This is a genomic window from Pontibacter sp. E15-1 (assembly GCF_022601975.1).
Lineage (GTDB): Bacteria > Bacteroidota > Bacteroidia > Cytophagales > Hymenobacteraceae > Pontibacter.
The window spans coordinates 124,347-139,857 of record NZ_JAKVIR010000003.1 but is presented as its reverse complement, the minus strand read 5'-3'; the positions used below and the strand labels follow the sequence as shown (position 1 = coordinate 139,857).

At 55.3% G+C, this 15,511-nt stretch carries 14 protein-coding genes; 5 read left to right on the top strand and 9 right to left on the bottom strand.

Features of this window, described 5'->3' with window-relative positions; genetic code table 11:
- Nucleotides 1-31: 31 nt before the first annotated feature.
- Nucleotides 32-445 carry a DUF4783 domain-containing protein gene (locus tag MKJ04_RS03265; protein WP_241639346.1) on the bottom strand — a complete coding sequence of 138 codons (414 nt, stop codon included), beginning with the start codon at nucleotides 443-445 and terminating at the stop codon, nucleotides 32-34.
- Nucleotides 446-673: 228 nt separating this feature from the next.
- Here MKJ04_RS03265 and gpmI point away from each other — a divergent pair, with 228 nt between their 5' ends.
- The 3 genes from gpmI to MKJ04_RS03250 all read left to right on the top strand — a co-directional run bounded on the left by gpmI (nucleotide 674) and on the right by MKJ04_RS03250 (nucleotide 4,393).
- Entirely contained in the window at nucleotides 674-2,200 is a 1,527-nt protein-coding gene (gene gpmI, locus MKJ04_RS03260; protein ID WP_241639344.1) for a 2,3-bisphosphoglycerate-independent phosphoglycerate mutase, read from the top strand.
- A 5-nt stretch (nucleotides 2,201-2,205) separates the two neighbouring features.
- A complete protein-coding gene (locus MKJ04_RS03255; protein WP_241639342.1) occupies nucleotides 2,206-2,784 on the top strand; it encodes a hypothetical protein in 579 nt (192 codons plus the stop codon).
- A 100-nt stretch (nucleotides 2,785-2,884) separates the two neighbouring features.
- A complete protein-coding gene (locus MKJ04_RS03250; RefSeq protein WP_241639340.1) occupies nucleotides 2,885-4,393 on the top strand; it encodes a M43 family zinc metalloprotease in 1,509 nt (502 codons plus the stop codon).
- A gap of 93 nt (nucleotides 4,394-4,486) precedes the next feature.
- On the opposite strand, the gene MKJ04_RS03245 is transcribed toward MKJ04_RS03250, so the two are convergent.
- The 3 genes from MKJ04_RS03245 to prfA form a co-directional block, all read right to left on the bottom strand.
- Nucleotides 4,487-4,909, bottom strand: a complete 423-nt coding sequence (locus MKJ04_RS03245; RefSeq protein ID WP_241639338.1) for a secondary thiamine-phosphate synthase enzyme YjbQ — start codon at nucleotides 4,907-4,909, stop codon at nucleotides 4,487-4,489.
- Nucleotides 4,910-4,989: 80 nt separating this feature from the next.
- Entirely contained in the window at nucleotides 4,990-6,363 is a 1,374-nt protein-coding gene (locus MKJ04_RS03240; protein WP_241639336.1) for a hypothetical protein, read from the bottom strand.
- A 233-nt stretch (nucleotides 6,364-6,596) separates the two neighbouring features.
- Nucleotides 6,597-7,670, bottom strand: coding sequence for a peptide chain release factor 1 (gene prfA / locus MKJ04_RS03235; RefSeq protein WP_241639334.1), 1,074 nt, complete (start codon nucleotides 7,668-7,670; stop codon nucleotides 6,597-6,599).
- A gap of 306 nt (nucleotides 7,671-7,976) precedes the next feature.
- On the opposite strand from prfA, the gene MKJ04_RS03230 reads away from it, so the two are divergent.
- Together MKJ04_RS03230 and MKJ04_RS03225 are read left to right on the top strand one after the other, a co-directional pair.
- Nucleotides 7,977-8,297, top strand: coding sequence for a thioredoxin family protein (locus tag MKJ04_RS03230; RefSeq protein WP_241639332.1), 321 nt, complete (start codon nucleotides 7,977-7,979; stop codon nucleotides 8,295-8,297).
- Nucleotides 8,298-8,307: 10 nt separating this feature from the next.
- Nucleotides 8,308-8,550 carry a DUF6952 family protein gene (locus MKJ04_RS03225; RefSeq protein ID WP_241639329.1) on the top strand — a complete coding sequence of 81 codons (243 nt, stop codon included), beginning with the start codon at nucleotides 8,308-8,310 and terminating at the stop codon, nucleotides 8,548-8,550.
- A gap of 171 nt (nucleotides 8,551-8,721) precedes the next feature.
- On the opposite strand, the gene MKJ04_RS03220 is transcribed toward MKJ04_RS03225, so the two are convergent.
- The 5 genes from MKJ04_RS03220 to MKJ04_RS03200 all read right to left on the bottom strand — a co-directional run bounded on the left by MKJ04_RS03220 (nucleotide 8,722) and on the right by MKJ04_RS03200 (nucleotide 15,340).
- Complete coding sequence (locus tag MKJ04_RS03220; RefSeq protein WP_241639326.1) at nucleotides 8,722-9,333, bottom strand: TetR/AcrR family transcriptional regulator; 612 nt, start codon at nucleotides 9,331-9,333, stop codon at nucleotides 8,722-8,724.
- A gap of 154 nt (nucleotides 9,334-9,487) precedes the next feature.
- Entirely contained in the window at nucleotides 9,488-10,171 is a 684-nt protein-coding gene (locus MKJ04_RS03215; RefSeq protein ID WP_241639323.1) for a carotenoid biosynthesis protein, read from the bottom strand.
- Nucleotides 10,172-10,174: 3 nt separating this feature from the next.
- On the bottom strand, nucleotides 10,175-11,659 hold the full coding sequence (gene crtD, locus MKJ04_RS03210; protein WP_241639322.1) for a 1-hydroxycarotenoid 3,4-desaturase CrtD: 1,485 nt from the start codon (nucleotides 11,657-11,659) through the stop codon (nucleotides 10,175-10,177).
- Between the two features lie 119 nt (nucleotides 11,660-11,778).
- Entirely contained in the window at nucleotides 11,779-12,222 is a 444-nt protein-coding gene (locus tag MKJ04_RS03205; RefSeq protein WP_241639320.1) for an SRPBCC family protein, read from the bottom strand.
- Between the two features lie 184 nt (nucleotides 12,223-12,406).
- Nucleotides 12,407-15,340 (bottom strand): DEAD/DEAH box helicase, encoded by a 2,934-nt coding sequence (locus MKJ04_RS03200; protein ID WP_241639318.1) that lies wholly within the window; start codon nucleotides 15,338-15,340, stop codon nucleotides 12,407-12,409.
- Nucleotides 15,341-15,511: the final 171 nt, after the last annotated feature.

Sequence of the window (15,511 nt, the reverse complement as noted above, 5' to 3'; positions counted from 1 at the left end):
GGGCCTTCCTAAAAATCTCATTTTTATCTGCTTAATCTTTAATAAAGTTCATCGAGTGGATCAGGTACTTGCCGTTAGCCGACTTCATCCGGATCAGCACTGTATACGAGTCGCCTTTGGAGGCATAGGTGCCGATGGCGTAGAGCTGGCCCTTGTCCGAAGCGCCGTTGTGGTTCACGCTGAAATCCACAGGGGCATTCTTGGCAAAGAAATTCTTCATCACAAACTCAGCCTGCGTGTTGCTGTAGCTGGTGGCGTCGCCGCCGTCCAGGGTAATCTCCACCATGCTGCCAAAATTCTTGGACAGCTCCTTGGCCGAACCCATTTTCATGGCCGCCTTCACGCTGCCCATGGCATCGCCTTGCGCCCCGGCCTGCCCCGCCGATAAAAACACGGCGACCAACAACATCGAAAATGCTACTACAAGGTGTTTAAAGTTTCTCATATTCCGTTTGTATCCTTAATACCGAACTTAATCCAAAACTATGCCATAAAAGGGTTTTCGGATTGTGTCTCTAAGTTAATAGTATTCCCTAAATATATAAAACAGTTTTTGTGTATCGCCCGGCCTGCTATTTGCCACGGTTTCTAAAACCCTGGGGCATCGAACAGAGTAGCCCCTATTAGGGGTTATCATAGGTTTTCATTGAAAGATTATAGTTATATTTGCATCATGGATAAAAAGGTACTCTTAATGATATTGGATGGGTGGGGTATCGCCACCAATCCGGAAGTTTCAGCTATTAACAAGGCCAAAACGCCTTTCGTTGACTCTATCCTTGCAAAATATCCGAATACTAAACTACAGGCCTCCGGCGAAGCCGTGGGTTTGCCGGAAGGGCAGATGGGCAACTCCGAGGTAGGCCACATGAACATTGGCGCGGGCCGCGTGGTGTACCAGGATCTGGTGCGTATCAACAAGTCCATCGCCGAGCGCAAGCTGGGCAGCATGCCGGTGCTTGCCGACGCCCTCGCTTATGCCAAGGAGAACAAGAAACCGCTACACCTGATCGGCCTGCTGTCGGACGGCGGCGTGCACTCGCACATCAACCACCTGAAAGCACTTTGCTCTGTGGCTGCCGACCATGAGCTGCGCGATGTATACATCCATGCCTTTACCGACGGCCGCGACACCGACCCGAAGGGAGGCGTGAAATATATCAACGAACTGGAGGAGCATTTGGAGCAGACCACAGGCACGATCGCCTCTATCGTGGGCCGCTACTATGCCATGGACCGCGACAACCGCTGGGAGCGCGTGAAGCTGGCCTACGACCTGATGGTGCACGGCACGGGCACGCCGTCGCAGAACCTCATCAAGTCGGTGCTGGATTCGTACAACGCGGGCGTGACCGACGAGTTTATCAAGCCGATTGTGAAGGTGAATGACATGCAGGAGCCTATTGCCACGATCAAAGACGGCGATGCGGTGATTTGCTTCAACTTCCGCACAGACCGTGGCCGCGAGATCACACAGGCGCTTACGCAGCGCGATTTCCCGGAGCAGGACATGTTCAAGCTGAACCTGCGCTACATCATGATGACCAACTATGATGAGAGTTTCCTGGATGTGGCGGCCATTTTTGAGAAAGACAACCTGGCAAACACCCTTGGCGAAGTGATCTCCAAGGCGGGCAAAAAGCAGATCCGCATTGCCGAAACCGAGAAATACCCGCACGTGACCTTCTTTTTCTCCGGAGGCCGCGAGACGGCTTTTGACGGCGAGAGCCGCCTGCTGTGCCCATCCCCGAAAGTGGCCACCTATGACCTGCAGCCCGAGATGAGCGCCTATGACATCCGCGACGCGATTGTGCCGGAGCTGGAGAAAAAGAGCGCTGACTTTATATGCCTGAACTTTGCGAACCCAGACATGGTGGGCCATACCGGCGTGTTTGAGGCGGCGGTGAAAGCCTGCGAAGTGGTGGACGCCTGCGCCGAGAAAGTGATCACGACGGCGCTGGCAAACGGATACGACACGATTGTGATCGCAGACCACGGCAACGCCGATTGCATGATCAACCCAGATGGCACCCCGAACACAGCCCATACCACCAACCTGGTGCCCTGCGTGTTGGTAAGCAACGACTTTAAAGGAAAACTGCACGAAGGGAAACTCGGGGATTTAGCCCCTACGATCCTGGAGCTGATGGGCATTCCGAAGCCAGCTGAGATGGACGGCGTATCCCTGATAAATAAATAGTACCTGTGGCCAAACGTGTTTCCAGCTTTTTTTTGGTCCTGCTGCTGGCCATTGTTGCTTGTGAGCGGCCCGCTCCGCCGGCTTCTGCCGATGCGGAGCAGGCCGCTTATAATTTAAGCGCCTACCTGGAGCAGCAGCAGCAACGCCTGACGGCAGAGAAGCCCATGGTGCTGAAGTCTGTGTCTGCGGAGGGCAAACCTACCGAGACCATTGAAACATCGGCAGTGGACTGGGAAGATGAGCTGGCGGTGTTTAAGGAAACTGACCTGAACCGCCCCGCGCTGCAGGAGTACTATACCCGGCAGGAACAGGTGCTGGCCGACGGCAATATTCTGGTGGAGTATACCCGGCTGAAAGACACCGAGCCCCTGGTGCACCACCTGCGCCTCGAACTGGGCCCCGACAGGAAACTCAGGAAACTGAATGCCCTGATTCAGGACCAAAACGTGCTTTTTTACTCGCGCCGCAACATCCAGCTCTCTACAGACACCGCAACGGGCAATATTGCAAGCTACCGGGTAGAAGGAGTTCAGAAACTGATCCTGTCAGACTCGCTGCACTATCGGGTAGACGCAAACCTCTAGGGTATACCTGCTTAAATACCAGCCCTTAGCAGGTACGCATTACCGGCATTTTGCTATCTTGCAAAAACAACCTCACCGGCAACTGTTTTATACCTGCTGTATGCGCACGCTTACTCTTCTGGCAATTTTCTTGATAGGCTTTGCCGCCGCCAGCCAGGCACAGCAAGTTAAGCCTGCGGCCAGTGGCCATACTTGCGCCACAGATGCCTACAGCACCGTGCTGCAGGCGCAAGACCCGGGCTTCGAAACCCGGCGACAGCAGATGCAACAGCAAGTGCAGCAAGCGCTGAGGCAACAGCAGCAAGGGAAGGCGTTGCAAGCTGACGTGGTGATCACCGTCCCGGTGGTGTTTCATGTGGTATACCGCACACAAACCGAGAATATATCAGACGCAGCGCTGCTGTCGCAGCTTGAGGTGCTAAACGCTGACTTCCGGCGGCTAAACGCCGACACGGTGAACACCCCGGACTATTTCAGGCCTTTCGCCGCCGACACCAAAATCCAGCTCTGCCTCGCCACCATCAACCCGAACGGCGACAAAACCAGCGGCATCACCCGCACCCAAACCAGCGTGAACGACTCCTTTGGGTATGGCTCCGACAAAGTGAAGTTTACAGGCAAAGGCGGGACGGATGCCTGGGACAGCAACCAGTACCTGAACATATGGGTCTGCAACCTGGACAATGGAATTCTGGGGTATGCCTCAGTGCCCGGAGCCAAAGACGACATCGATGGGGTGGTGCTGGACTATATTGCAGTGGGCAGCGCCCCAATTAACCAATTTGAGTCGAACTATAACAAAGGCCGTACAGGCACGCATGAGGTCGGGCATTGGCTGGGGCTACAGCATATATGGGGCAACGGGCTCTCTTGCGCCGACTCCGACGACATCGCAGACACGCCCAACCAGAAGGGCGAGAACACAGGATGCAACACCGGCATCCAGATGTCGTGCGAAGGCAGCCCCTTTGGCGACATGTATCAAAACTACATGGACTACAGTGACGATGCGTGCATGAACATCTTTACCAAGGGCCAGGCCAGCTACATGCAAACCTTGCTGGCTACTTCGCGCAGCGGCATTCTGAGCTCACTTGCCTGCGGCAACACCCTGCGCTCCGATTTCAAGTTCCGCAACCCATCCGATACCCTGGTGGCGGCAGGCGACGAGGTTCGTTTCGTCTCCGCGTCCGCAGGCATCCGGCCCGAGACGTGGTTTTGGGAGTTTGAAGGCGGGATTCCGGCTACTTCATCGCAGCTGGCACCCACCGTAACGTATCCGCAACCGGGCAGGTACAGCGTCCGACTCACCATCTCCAATGGCAGCCAAAACAGCACAGCGGTGAAAGAGGACTTTGTGCACGTGACCGTAAACGATTTGGTGGTTTACCCGAATCCGGCGACAGATTACATCACCATCGAGCAACCCGCCCGTGTTCAGGTGCTTCAGCTAGAGTTGGTGAGCCAGTTGGGCCAGGTGTTGGTGCGCGAGAAAACCCAAGACCGCGTACTTCGGCTGGATGTGCGCCACCTGCGGCAGGGCGTCTATATCCTGCGCATCAGGAGCTCAAACGGCACCGAAGTGAGGAAGATAAGCGTGCTGCGATAGGGGGTATACAGACACAAGTGCGCATCATACTACAGCGCTTGATGCTATACCTAACCCGGAACGCGTCATTCGGAACCCGAAACTCTAAAAAGATTACTTCCCCTGCAAGGTAACGACCACGGTGCGCTTTGCGGCATGGTCGCGGTGCTCGCAAAGGTATACGCCCTGCCAGGTGCCCAGATTGAATTTGCCTTTGGTGATTGGGATGGTGACGGAACTGCCGAGCAGGGCCGCCTTCAGGTGGGCCGGCATATCGTCAGAGCCTTCGAGGGTATGGCGGTAGTATGGCTGGTTCTCGGGCACCATGTGGTTAAAATGACTTTCGAAATCCTGGCGCACGGTAGGGTCGGCGTCCTCGTTGATGGCAAGGCTGGCAGATGTATGCTTGATGAAAACATGCGCCAGGCCAACCTGTATACCCTCCAGTTCCGGAAGCTGCGCTTCCAGCAGGTCTGTAATCAGGTGAAAGCCCCGTCTAACGGCAGGCAAGCGTATTTCTTTCTGATACCACTCCATGGCAATTCTGAGTAAATATTTTTTGACTGATTGAATAACTCTCGCAGCGATTTAATGCGCGGGCTTCCCGCTGCAAGCCTCTAATCGATAACGCGCTCAATTGCGCCCGCGTCAGGCTTTGTGGTGCTGCGGGACTTGCCTTTCAGGTCGAGTGGCAGGCTGGGCAGGTACTGCGCCGCGCTGCTGGCCGGAGACAAAGTGTCGAGGCTGAAATCGGCTTTATCGGGCGCTTTAAACTTGGGTGCTGCGTTTAGCTTGTTGCCGTTTTCTTTCAGCTCATCTTTATAGGCCAACGTCCGGAGAAGGTTATAGCTGATCTCTGTAGTGGCGCCCAGAGGCGAGACCAGCACCTCGTCCTCCGAATTGAACCGGTCGGAATACACAATAGAATTTGAAAGGCGAAGCGTCAGCGGCTGGTTCTCAATCTCCGTTCCGGGTATAAAGTCTGTCACGACAAACAGCGGCGTTTCGCGCACCAGCCGGTTGTTATAACTCACGATAGTGGAATACAGCACCTCGTAATTGCCGCCGCCCAAACCGCCGAAGCCATACTGGCCGCAGTTGTAGATGAGCGTGTTGCGCACCTGCACCTCCGAAGTGAAGGCCACGATGCCGTCGCGGTAGGCATCCGCCACGACACAGCCCTCCACCAATGTGCCAGCCTTGCCCGGGTTACCGATGCGCAGGCCATACACCGTGTTTCGGATATCGGCATACCGGATGATGTTGCCCCCGCTTTTTGTCAGTACCCGGATACCTTCCCACTGGCCCGGCGCGGCCTGATAGGCTTTCTCGCGCCGGTACCCGCTGAACGTTACGCGGGCCTCTGGCGTGCCCTCCACCCGCAGCTGCCCGTTTATAAGCAGCACCGCTTTGTTGTTGCCATATACATGGCTGCCCTCCCGAACGGTGAGCACAGCGCCTTCCTGCACCAGCACGGAATCGAGCAGCACATGCGGCTTGTCGTTCTCCCACACCGTAGTGCCGATGACGCCTTTGCGATGAAAATAGGCGTTTTGCCCATAGGCCACTAGTTGCACGGCTTGCTGCTGCCCGTTGGTTTGGAAAAGAATAGAGTCAGAAACAAGGAAAGGCAGGCTCTCGTCGGTAGGGTTGATGTTGACCTTCACGAGCACATACAGGCTATCGCCGCCGCGCAGCTCCACGTTGTTGGCCAGCGGGCTTTGCACGCCGTTGATGGTGAGTTGGTATGGAGAGGCTCCCGCACCCGACAGGGCAACCTCACGGATGCGTACAGCCTTGCTGTTGCGGTTATATACTTTTAGTCGCCTGGTGATGCTGCCGCGGCTCACAAACACGGTATCAAACAGCACCGTGTCAGCCGAAAACTCCAGCACAGCAGCAGGGTCTGTGGTAATGACCTCATCCTTGGGTTCGCAGGAGAAAAGGCTCAGCAGCAGCAAAAGGGGCAAAAGGGCAAGGGCGTATTTCAAAGCTTGTTAGTGATTGTTAGATAGTTAATTGCTGATTGTTTGTTAGTGATTGTTGATATATAAGTCTGAGGTATAAACTTAAACTGGCCATTTGAGAGCTATCTGAGAGGTGAAGCTAATGAAACCTTGGCCGCCCAACAATCAGCAATTGACCATCAGCAATAAAAAAGGATGCAGCGGCGGTATAAACCGGGCTGCATCCTTTTTTATTGCGTTATCCCACAGCGGATATGTTATGCTGTGGCACCTTCCTTCAGTCTTTCGGCATTCTCCGCGATGCGCAGCTGCTCCACAAAGTCGTCGATGCCGCCATCCATCACGTTTGGCAGGTTATATACAGTATAGCCGATGCGATGGTCGGTAACGCGGCCCTGCGGATAGTTATACGTACGGATCTTATCGGAGCGGTCGCCGCTGCCCACCATGCTCTTGCGCTGCGCGCCTTCTTCTTCCTGCTTCTTGGCAAGCTCCTGCTCATAAATACGCGAGCGAAGCACTGTCAGGGCCTTGTCGAAGTTCTTGAGTTGTGATTTCTGGTCCTGGCACTGCGCCACCAAGCCTGTCGGGATGTGCGTGAGGCGCACGGCAGAGTAGGTGGTGTTTACCGACTGACCGCCCGGCCCCGAAGAGCAGAAAAGGTCCTTGCGGATGTCGTTCATGTCGAGGTCGATGTCAAACTCCTCTACCTCAGGCAGCACCACGATCGAGGCTACGGAGGTATGGATACGGCCCTGCGTTTCAGTGGCCGGCACACGCTGCACGCGGTGCACACCCGACTCGAACTTGAGCTTGCCGTACACGTCCTCGCCCGACATGCCCACCATGATTTCCTTGTAGCCGCCGGAAGTGCCTTCCGTGGCATCGATAAGCTCTACGCGCCAGCCCATTTTCTCGGCAAAGCGGGTATACATGCGGTACAGGTCGCCGGCGAAAATAGAGGCTTCGTCGCCGCCCGCGCCCGCACGGATCTCCATGATGATGTCCTTGCTGTCGTTGGGGTCTTTCGGGATCAGGAGCTCCTTCAGGTGATCCTCCATCTGCTCGCGCTGCGGCAGCAGCTCGTCAAGCTCCTCCTTGGCCATTTCCCTGAAATCCTCATCCTTCTCGGTGGAAATCACCTGCTTGGCATTGTCGATGTTGCTCAGGATGTTCAGGTACTTTTTATATTCAACTACTATTTTGTCAAGATCCTTATACTCTTTGTTCAGCGACTTGTATTTCTTCATGTCGCTGGCCACGTCAGGTTGGATAAGCAACTGGCCTACCTCCTCGAACCGCTGACTGATGGCTTCTAACTTGTCTAACATTGCTCTTCTCAGGTTTTATACTGCAAAGATACGAAATTGCAGTGTAGTTTCTTTAATACAATTTTGGCTGTAAAGTTGTTCAATGGCCGTAAATCATTCACCCCTATAACTTTGCCGGCACCCTTTATAGTTTCAAGCCGTGCCAATCCCGCACAATAGGGCAGGGACTAAACAAAGCGGCCGTAAACTTGTTTTGCCATAGCAATCCGAAAGCTGTGTGTTTCGCCAGAAACAAGTAATTTTGCACCAAGTACCTTCTAAGTGTACCCCTAATTGATTTTTTTACCATACTAACATCAAATTTATATGGCCGTCATAATTGCAACCGACAACGACTTTAACGAAATACTGACCTCCAACGCGAAAGTAGTAGTGAAATACTACGCCGACTGGTGCGGCAACTGCCGTTTGTTCTCCCCTAAGTTTAAGCGCATGTCTGATGATGAGCAGTTCGCAAGCGTCGCCTTCGTGGACGTGAACGCCGAGAACAGCCCGGAAGCCCGCAAAATGGCCGGCGTAACCAACCTGCCGTTCTTCGCCGTTTTCAAAAACGGTGAGCTGGTAGACACTTTAGCCGCCAGCAAAGAAGACGCCGTGCGCGGACTGATTCATAAACTAGACGCTTAAGTGAACACACATGAAAATCCCTGCAATCAAGAAACTTGTTGAAGAGTATAGCCTAAAAGAGCTGATGGCCGCAGAAGAAGCCATCGTGGAAGAGCAGCAACCCGCCATTGAGGTAGCGGGCGAAGACGAAGGCGAGCAGCTGACGCACGTGCTGGCCGCCGTCTGGATTCTGAACGATATGCAAGACAACGGCACCGACTTTAAAACCGCGCTGCGCGAGTACACCAAAAAAGTGCGCGTCTCCATCAGCTAACCTGTGGCATACCCTAAAGGCGAAGGCCCGGCAATGTAACTTTGCCGGGCCTTCGCCTTTAGGGTATGCCTGTCTATAAAAAACTCCCTCAGAGAGGATCGGGCATTTGCCGAGAATCTGCGCTTGCTCTCGGCTATCTATCGCCAACCTCACATGGCCTGTGTTATGCCGCTACAGGTTGTTCTGCGCAAAATACTCCTCGGCCATCTTGCCGCCCTGCTCGGTGCAGATGCCCCGCACATAGTATAGGTAAATGCTCCGGAACACCTCGGAGAGGTTATACCGCTCCGGCGGAAACACGGCGGGGTTGATCATCATGTAAAACTGCTCCAGGATGATCTTGGTGACCAGCTGCAAGTTTATATCCTTCCGGAAGTAGCCTTGCAGGATACCTCTGTTGATAACCTCTGCGTTCAGGCGCTGCGCGTAGTTGTCCAGATAATCCTGCAGCAGCGCCCACGCCTCCGGATAGTGCTGCTGCACGTCGGTCAGGTAGAGCGGGTGGGTATTCTGCATCTGGGTCACGCCGTTGCGGATCAAGAACATGATTTCTTCTACCGGGTTTTGGGCATCTGCGAGCAGTTGCGCCAGGGCACGCTTCTGCCTGTCTATGTCGAAGAGAACGACCTGCCGCACCAGTTCTGCTTTGTTCTGGAACAGCTCATGGTAGGTCGACTTCCTTATATCCAATTTCCTGAACAGGTCCTCTTCTGAGTTGGCCTCAATCCCTTCGGCCTTGAAAATCGATAACGTCTCTTCCAGAATGGTCTCTAATAGTGTCATACTAAATGCGTTACAAAATAGAAGTATGGCTCTGTGCGCGCAAAGCGTTGAGCTGCAAACAAGCTTCAGCGCTTCCTTAACTCTTAAACCTTACAAATATAACTTTCTCCAGACTATTTCCTAAAGCCCTCAGCGCAACCGTTTGTATAAAATCCTACAGCGTGCTGTAGAGGCAGATAAAAAAGAGCAGTTGCACCAGGTATACCCAAGGGGCAATTTTGTTGTGCTTAAAAAAAGAGGCTTTCTGGAAATAAACCTGCAGCAGCAGCGCCACCCCAAACCAGCCCACAAAGTTAGACACCGGTATATGCCCCGCCTGCCAGCTCCAGAAATCATACTGCATGGCAACAGGCTCGATAAAGTAGTCCAGCACCACCATCAGCAGGGCGCCTATACCTGCCTTTGCCAGCCAGGGCAGCCTGGCCAGGTTGCTGATATGGCCGGTGCTGTACACCAGCATCAGCCAGTTCAGGCCGATCAGCAGCGGCACCTCCCACAGCTTGGGGCCCAAGGCCGCGCCATAGCTATAGTTGCCGAACAGCAGCCCGGTATGCACCCCCAAGACCTCCGCCAGAAAGCCTGTGCTTGCCACCACGACCGCAAACAGCAAAAATGCCTTGTTCCAATTCCGGTGGAAGCCAAAGAGCAGGGCATTCGTGAGCAGCAGGTTCATGGGCGTGAGCCGCTGAAAGGACGCGGGGTCACTGCTGTACAGCAAGCCCCATACCCCTACGGCATGGAAAATAAGCAGCACCGCCACTGCCAGCGGCAGGGTATACTGCTTATACCAGTAGGCTGTGCGCGGCGCAGGGGATGTTTTTCTAGTGGTATCAGGCATTGTTTATATGTCTTCGATGGGCATGACGGCAGGCACGAGCTGGCCCACAATTCTGGCCGAGAGCAGGCAGAGCGGCACGCCTCCCCCCGGATGCACGCTACCGCCACAAAAGTACAGGCCTTCGATCTGCGTGCTGAAGTTGGGATGCCGTAAAAAAGCCGCCATCATATTGTTGGAACTGCTGCCATACAGGGCACCCGCAAAAGAGGAGGTATGGCGCTCAATCTGCAGCGGGTCCAGCACTTGTTCCTGCTCAATGAGCGGTTCAATGTCGGTCTGCAGCATCCGGCTTAGTTTTTTAAGCACGCTGGCTCGCGTGGCAGCAATCAGCTGGCGCCAGTCCTGCCCCTGGTTGTGGGGCACGTTTACCATCACAAACCAGTTCTCGCAGCCCGGTGGCGCATCCGCAGCCTCCTGCTTGGAGGTGACATTAACATACACGGTGGGGTCCGGACTGATGGTCTTGTGCCGGAAGATGTGCTCAAACTCGGCTTTGTAATCCTCGCTGAAGAAAATATTGTGCAGGTGCAGCTGCCGGAACTGCTTGCTGATGCCCCAGTAAAAGATCAGGGCCGAGCTGGAGCGCGGCTGTGCCAGTGTTTTCTCGGGTGCTGGATGGTCGGGGAGCAGCTTGCGGTAGGTAGGCACCACATCCATGTTGCTCACCACCACATCGGCGTTGTAGTTGCCGTGCTTCGTCTTCACGCTCATCACTTTGCCCGCCAGCGCCACGATCTGCTCCACCGCCTCGGTATACCGGAACTCAACGCCCAGTTCCTCCGCCAGCTTTACCAGACTCGCTGCAATGGCATACATACCCCCCTTTGGGTAAAATGCCCCGATGTTGTGCTCCAGGTGCGGGATGATGTTGAGCGTGCCTGGTGCCTGGTAGGGGTCGGAGCCGTTGTACGTGGCAAAGCGGTCTAGCAGCTGCACGAAGCGCGGATCAGTAAACTTCTTTGCGTTGGCTTTGTGCATGGTGGTGCCCAGGCCCAGGTCGGAGAGGCAGCCCAGCGCCTTTAGTATATCCGCGCTCAGGTAGGTGCCTGTTTTGTGCAGCGATTTGTGCAGAAAGGTGTCGGCGGTGCCGTTGTAGAGGCGCTTGCTGCTGGCCAGCACCTCGCGCACGTCGTGCTCCGGCACACCCAGCTTCTGTGCTGCCTCGCGGGCAAAATCCTCCGGGTCGGCATAGGCCTTCAGCTGACTGCCGTCGGGCCAGAAGTAGTGCGTGATGGGATTGAGGCGGGTATAGGTGAAGTATGCCTGGGGCTTGCGGCCTGCCATCTCAAACAGCTCATCCACCAGGTGGGGGAGCGTAAACAGCGAAGGGCCTGCATCGAATCGGTACTTGCCCAGCCAGAACTCCTGCATCTTGCCGCCAAAGCTGTCGTTTGCCTCATATACCGTCACCAGATAGCCTTTTAGGGCTAACCGGATGGCAGCGGCAATCCCTCCGATGCCTGCTCCGACGATGGCTGCTTTCTTCATACCTCCCTGTACGCAATTTAAAATCCTGTACACAGCTAACTACGGCCACCGGAAAAGGTTTTGCAAAATCCGCCCGACAAGCTTCTCTGTTCAGGGCGAGCCCTTGTCCCGAAAGTCCGTTACTGCTCGCGGCTAAACACCTTTCTGTAAACCGGTTTTCGCATGCCAAACTGCGCCAGCATAAGCGGGAAGAGCAGCAGGTCGAGCCACTTGTGTCCGGTGCTATACGTGATGATGTCGTGCACCACAGCGCCACTGCCGTTTTTGGCGACGAGGTGCTTGTGGTGCCAGTAGCGCAGGGGAGGGGGCAACTGCTGGCCCTGGTCCACGAAATACGCCTCCGTATCCGTCACTTGCCTCTCCATGATATGGCTGGTCCAGCGAAACGATTTTATACCTGTCTGCAACTCTACCTCCACCACATCGCCGGGCTCGGAGCCATCGAAGCGCAGCAGCTTCATGCGCGGGTAAGGCGGCGACAGTTTCCGGAACAGCTGTTCGTCGAACGCGTTGAACACGGTCAGGAAATCTTGCTGCACGTTGGTTTTGAGGTGAAGGCGCATCTGATAAATTGCTGATTGTTGAATTGTTAGTTGCTGATTGTTGGTTGTTGTTTCTCCGGCGCGAGCATCTAATCGCGGTCGTTACCTTACGGGCACAAGCGGACGCTTGCGCCAGATAGGGTATACGGGAAGCGGCCTAACTTATACTTCCTGCCGAATCAACAACCAGCAACCAACAATTCTATTAACTAAGCAAATTGTCGATATCCTCCTTCGTCAGGCTCTTGATGATGGTCTCATCGGTGCTGATCAGGTCGGTTACCAGTTGGATCTTGCGGTTCTGCAGCGCCAGTATCTTTTCCTCCACCGTGTCTTTGGTGATAAACTTATAGGTAAACACCGTGTTCCGTTGCCCGATGCGGTGCGCGCGGTCCACGGCCTGCGCCTCCACGGCCGGGTTCCACCAGGGGTCCAGGATAAACACGTAGTCCGCCGCGGTCAGGTTCAGGCCAACGCCCCCCGCCTTTAGCGAGATCAGGAACACCTGGATGCTTTCGTCCTCCTGGAAGCGCTCTACCTGCTGCTGCCGGTTCTTGGTGTTGCCGTCCAGGTATGCGTACACAATGCCCCGCTCGTCCAACACTTTGCGCACAATGTCGAGGTGCTTTACAAACTGGCTGAATATCAAAACCTTGTGCCCTTTCGCCACGATGTTCTTCGTCATCCGCAACACTTCCTTCAGCTTCCCGGACTCGCCTTCGTAGCCCGCGTCCGTCATTTGGGGGTGGTTGGCAATCTGGCGCAGCTTGGTGAGGCCCTGCAAGAGCATAAACTGCGTGTTGCCCGGCCCGTGCTCCTCCAGGTTGGTCAGGATCTTGTTGCGGTAGTATGATTTTGTCTCTTCGTAGGCCTGCTCCTGCTCCACCGTCATCTTGCAGAAGGATATATGCTCGATCTTCTCGGGCAGCTCCTTGGCCACCTGCGACTTGTGCCTGCGCAGGATGAACGGCTTGATGAGGGCGTGCAGCCGGCGGGTTTTGTGCTCGTCCTTCTCCTTCTCGATCGGCTTCAGAAACTCCTTCCGGAAGAAGTGCTGGTTGCCCAGCAGGCCGGGGTTGATGAACGACATCTGCGCCCACAGGTCCATGGTGCTGTTCTCGACCGGCGTGCCCGTCAGGATGAGGCGGTGCCGCGACTTGAGCGAGCGGACGGCGCGCGAGGTGCTGGAGTCGGGGTTCTTGATTGCCTGCGACTCGTCCAGGATGATATAGTCGAAGTAATATGTTCTGAGCAGCTCCGCGTCGAGGCGCACGATGCCATAGGATGTCAGGATCACATCGTAATCCTGAAACTGCTCCACGTTTTTGTCGCGGTAAGTGCCGGTATAGGTCAGGATGCGCAGGCTGGGCGTAAACTTCTGGGCCTCATTCATCCAGTTATACACTAGCGAGGTGGGCATGGCCAGCAGGGTAGCCGCGCCGGCGCCACTTTCCTTGCGGTGCTGCAGCATGGCCAGCGTCTGCACAGTTTTCCCGAGGCCCATATCGTCGGCCAGGCAGCCGCCGAACTTGTAGTTCTGCACAAAATGCAGCCAGTTATACCCCGCTTTCTGGTAGGGGCGCAGCTCACCCATAAAACCGACAGGCAGGGGCTGGTCTTCTATGGTGTCGAAGGTGCGGAGCTTCTCCAGCTTCCGCGACATGGTGACGGTGGCCAGGTTGCCCTGCTCCAGGTCGTTCACCAAGGCCATGTGGTGCTTCTTCAGCGTCAGCTGGTCGTCGCCCTCCGAAAAGGCAAACAGCTCGATATACTGCGTAAACCACTCCTCGGGTATAATAGCCACCTGCCCATTGGGCAGCAGAAACTCGCTGTTTTTGGTGAGGATGTGGTTTTTGAGCCGGATGAACGGGATCGTGAACTCGCCGAAGCGCACCGTGCCGTAGATGTCGAACCAGTCGTTTTTCTCCGTGATGCCCACCTCCAGTGTGATCTCCCCGATAAAGTAGTTCTTGCCGCTTTGGGCCAGCTGCCGCACCGCGAAGCCCTGCGCCTCCAGCGCCGACAGGTTATTGCTCAGCCACGCAAAGGCGTCGCTTTTCTCCAGCATGGCCTGCCCGTTCTTCACCTCCAGCCCGCGCTTTTGCAGCTCCTTCGTGAATGTTTTCTCGTGGCTCAGGTCGCGCATGAGTTTGTGGAAGATGTAGGAGTCCGCTGTTTTCTCCATGCTCACGCTGATGCGCTTGCCCGCCGCCTGGGTGTGCACCATGTAGGTGCCATACATAAACGAGAGCTCAAAGCGAATTTTGCCGGATGACAGCATGCCGCGCTCGGCCCTGGCCTCGCCTGCCTTTGCCACGGGAGCCGCCTCTGCGGCCGAAATCTCCGAAAAGGTCAGGCAGGGGCTTGGCTCGTAGCGCTCCGCCTGAATAGCGAAGCCTTTGGCGTGCACGTCGAACGACTCTACCAGCGGGGCCACGAACTTGCGGTAGTAGTTCTCCTCCACCGAGCGGGGCACCACGATAAAGCGCTTGTTGAGGAAGGGCTGCAGCTTTTTGCCGTCCACCTCTTTCTCGAAGCTGTACACCACGTCGTTCACCATCAGCCAGGCAGGCTCATAGCAGATCAGGGAGGCGTTCCGGTACTGGAAATCCAGCTTCAGGCCCTCGTATTTTATCGTCGGGAAGTAATGCGTGTTGTCGGTGTTGCGCATGAAATGGAACAGCACCGTCGCCTTTTCGGGGGCAATCTGGATGCGCTTCCAGGTAGGCTCGCCGTCTTTGCCCATGATAAAGGTCATCTTGTTGTGCCGGAGCAGGTCCAGCACCTTGCCCATGCGCCCCTGTATATGGTGGCTGATGGTTTCCTGCAGCGCCTTGTCGCCCTTCTCCGGGTCGTATACCTTCAGGAAGAAATCCACGGGGGTCATGCGCTTCGACGAGAAACGCTTGAGCACAGCGTCCTGCTGGATCTGATCGATCAGGTTGATGAGCCTGAAATCGTCGGGGTCGAGGCGGGAGGCAAACTCGTCCGCGTTTTTTGAGGAGATGTTCTGGTGCTGTAACGTAAGCTGGCCTTTGGAATTGACCTGCACCACGAAAGATTCAAACAGATACCCCAGGTATTCGTGCTCGAAGAGCGAGTAAATAACCTGAAACGGCTGTGTGGTGTAGACTTTCATGCCAAAAACAGTTTGAGGCATCAAATCTAACCTTATTAGGTCTTAATTCCTATGAAGAAACCCCCTTTTCGCCGGGCTGGCTAAAGAGCAGGACGGATGCCTGTAAAACATAGGCGAATGCCTATAGCCGGGCCTCCGGCAGCACGCACCACCACCGGCCATACCACCTCC

Excerpts from the sequence above, each read along its gene's own strand:
- MKJ04_RS03215 (WP_241639323.1), bottom strand. The coding sequence starts at position 10,171 with ATGCCTGATACCACTAGAAAAACATCCCCTGCGCCGCGCACAGCCTAC.
- gpmI (WP_241639344.1), top strand. The coding sequence starts at position 674 with ATGGATAAAAAGGTACTCTTAATGATATTGGATGGGTGGGGTATCGCC.
- MKJ04_RS03245 (WP_241639338.1), bottom strand. The coding sequence starts at position 4,909 with ATGGAGTGGTATCAGAAAGAAATACGCTTGCCTGCCGTTAGACGGGGC.
- MKJ04_RS03230 (WP_241639332.1), top strand. The coding sequence starts at position 7,977 with ATGGCCGTCATAATTGCAACCGACAACGACTTTAACGAAATACTGACC.
- MKJ04_RS03205 (WP_241639320.1), bottom strand. The coding sequence starts at position 12,222 with ATGCGCCTTCACCTCAAAACCAACGTGCAGCAAGATTTCCTGACCGTG.
- MKJ04_RS03200 (WP_241639318.1), bottom strand. The coding sequence starts at position 15,340 with ATGAAAGTCTACACCACACAGCCGTTTCAGGTTATTTACTCGCTCTTC.
- MKJ04_RS03265 (WP_241639346.1), bottom strand. The coding sequence starts at position 445 with ATGAGAAACTTTAAACACCTTGTAGTAGCATTTTCGATGTTGTTGGTC.
- MKJ04_RS03250 (WP_241639340.1), top strand. The coding sequence starts at position 2,885 with ATGCGCACGCTTACTCTTCTGGCAATTTTCTTGATAGGCTTTGCCGCC.
- MKJ04_RS03220 (WP_241639326.1), bottom strand. The coding sequence starts at position 9,333 with ATGACACTATTAGAGACCATTCTGGAAGAGACGTTATCGATTTTCAAG.
- MKJ04_RS03225 (WP_241639329.1), top strand. The coding sequence starts at position 8,308 with ATGAAAATCCCTGCAATCAAGAAACTTGTTGAAGAGTATAGCCTAAAA.
- crtD (WP_241639322.1), bottom strand. The coding sequence starts at position 11,659 with ATGAAGAAAGCAGCCATCGTCGGAGCAGGCATCGGAGGGATTGCCGCT.
- prfA (WP_241639334.1), bottom strand. The coding sequence starts at position 7,670 with ATGTTAGACAAGTTAGAAGCCATCAGTCAGCGGTTCGAGGAGGTAGGC.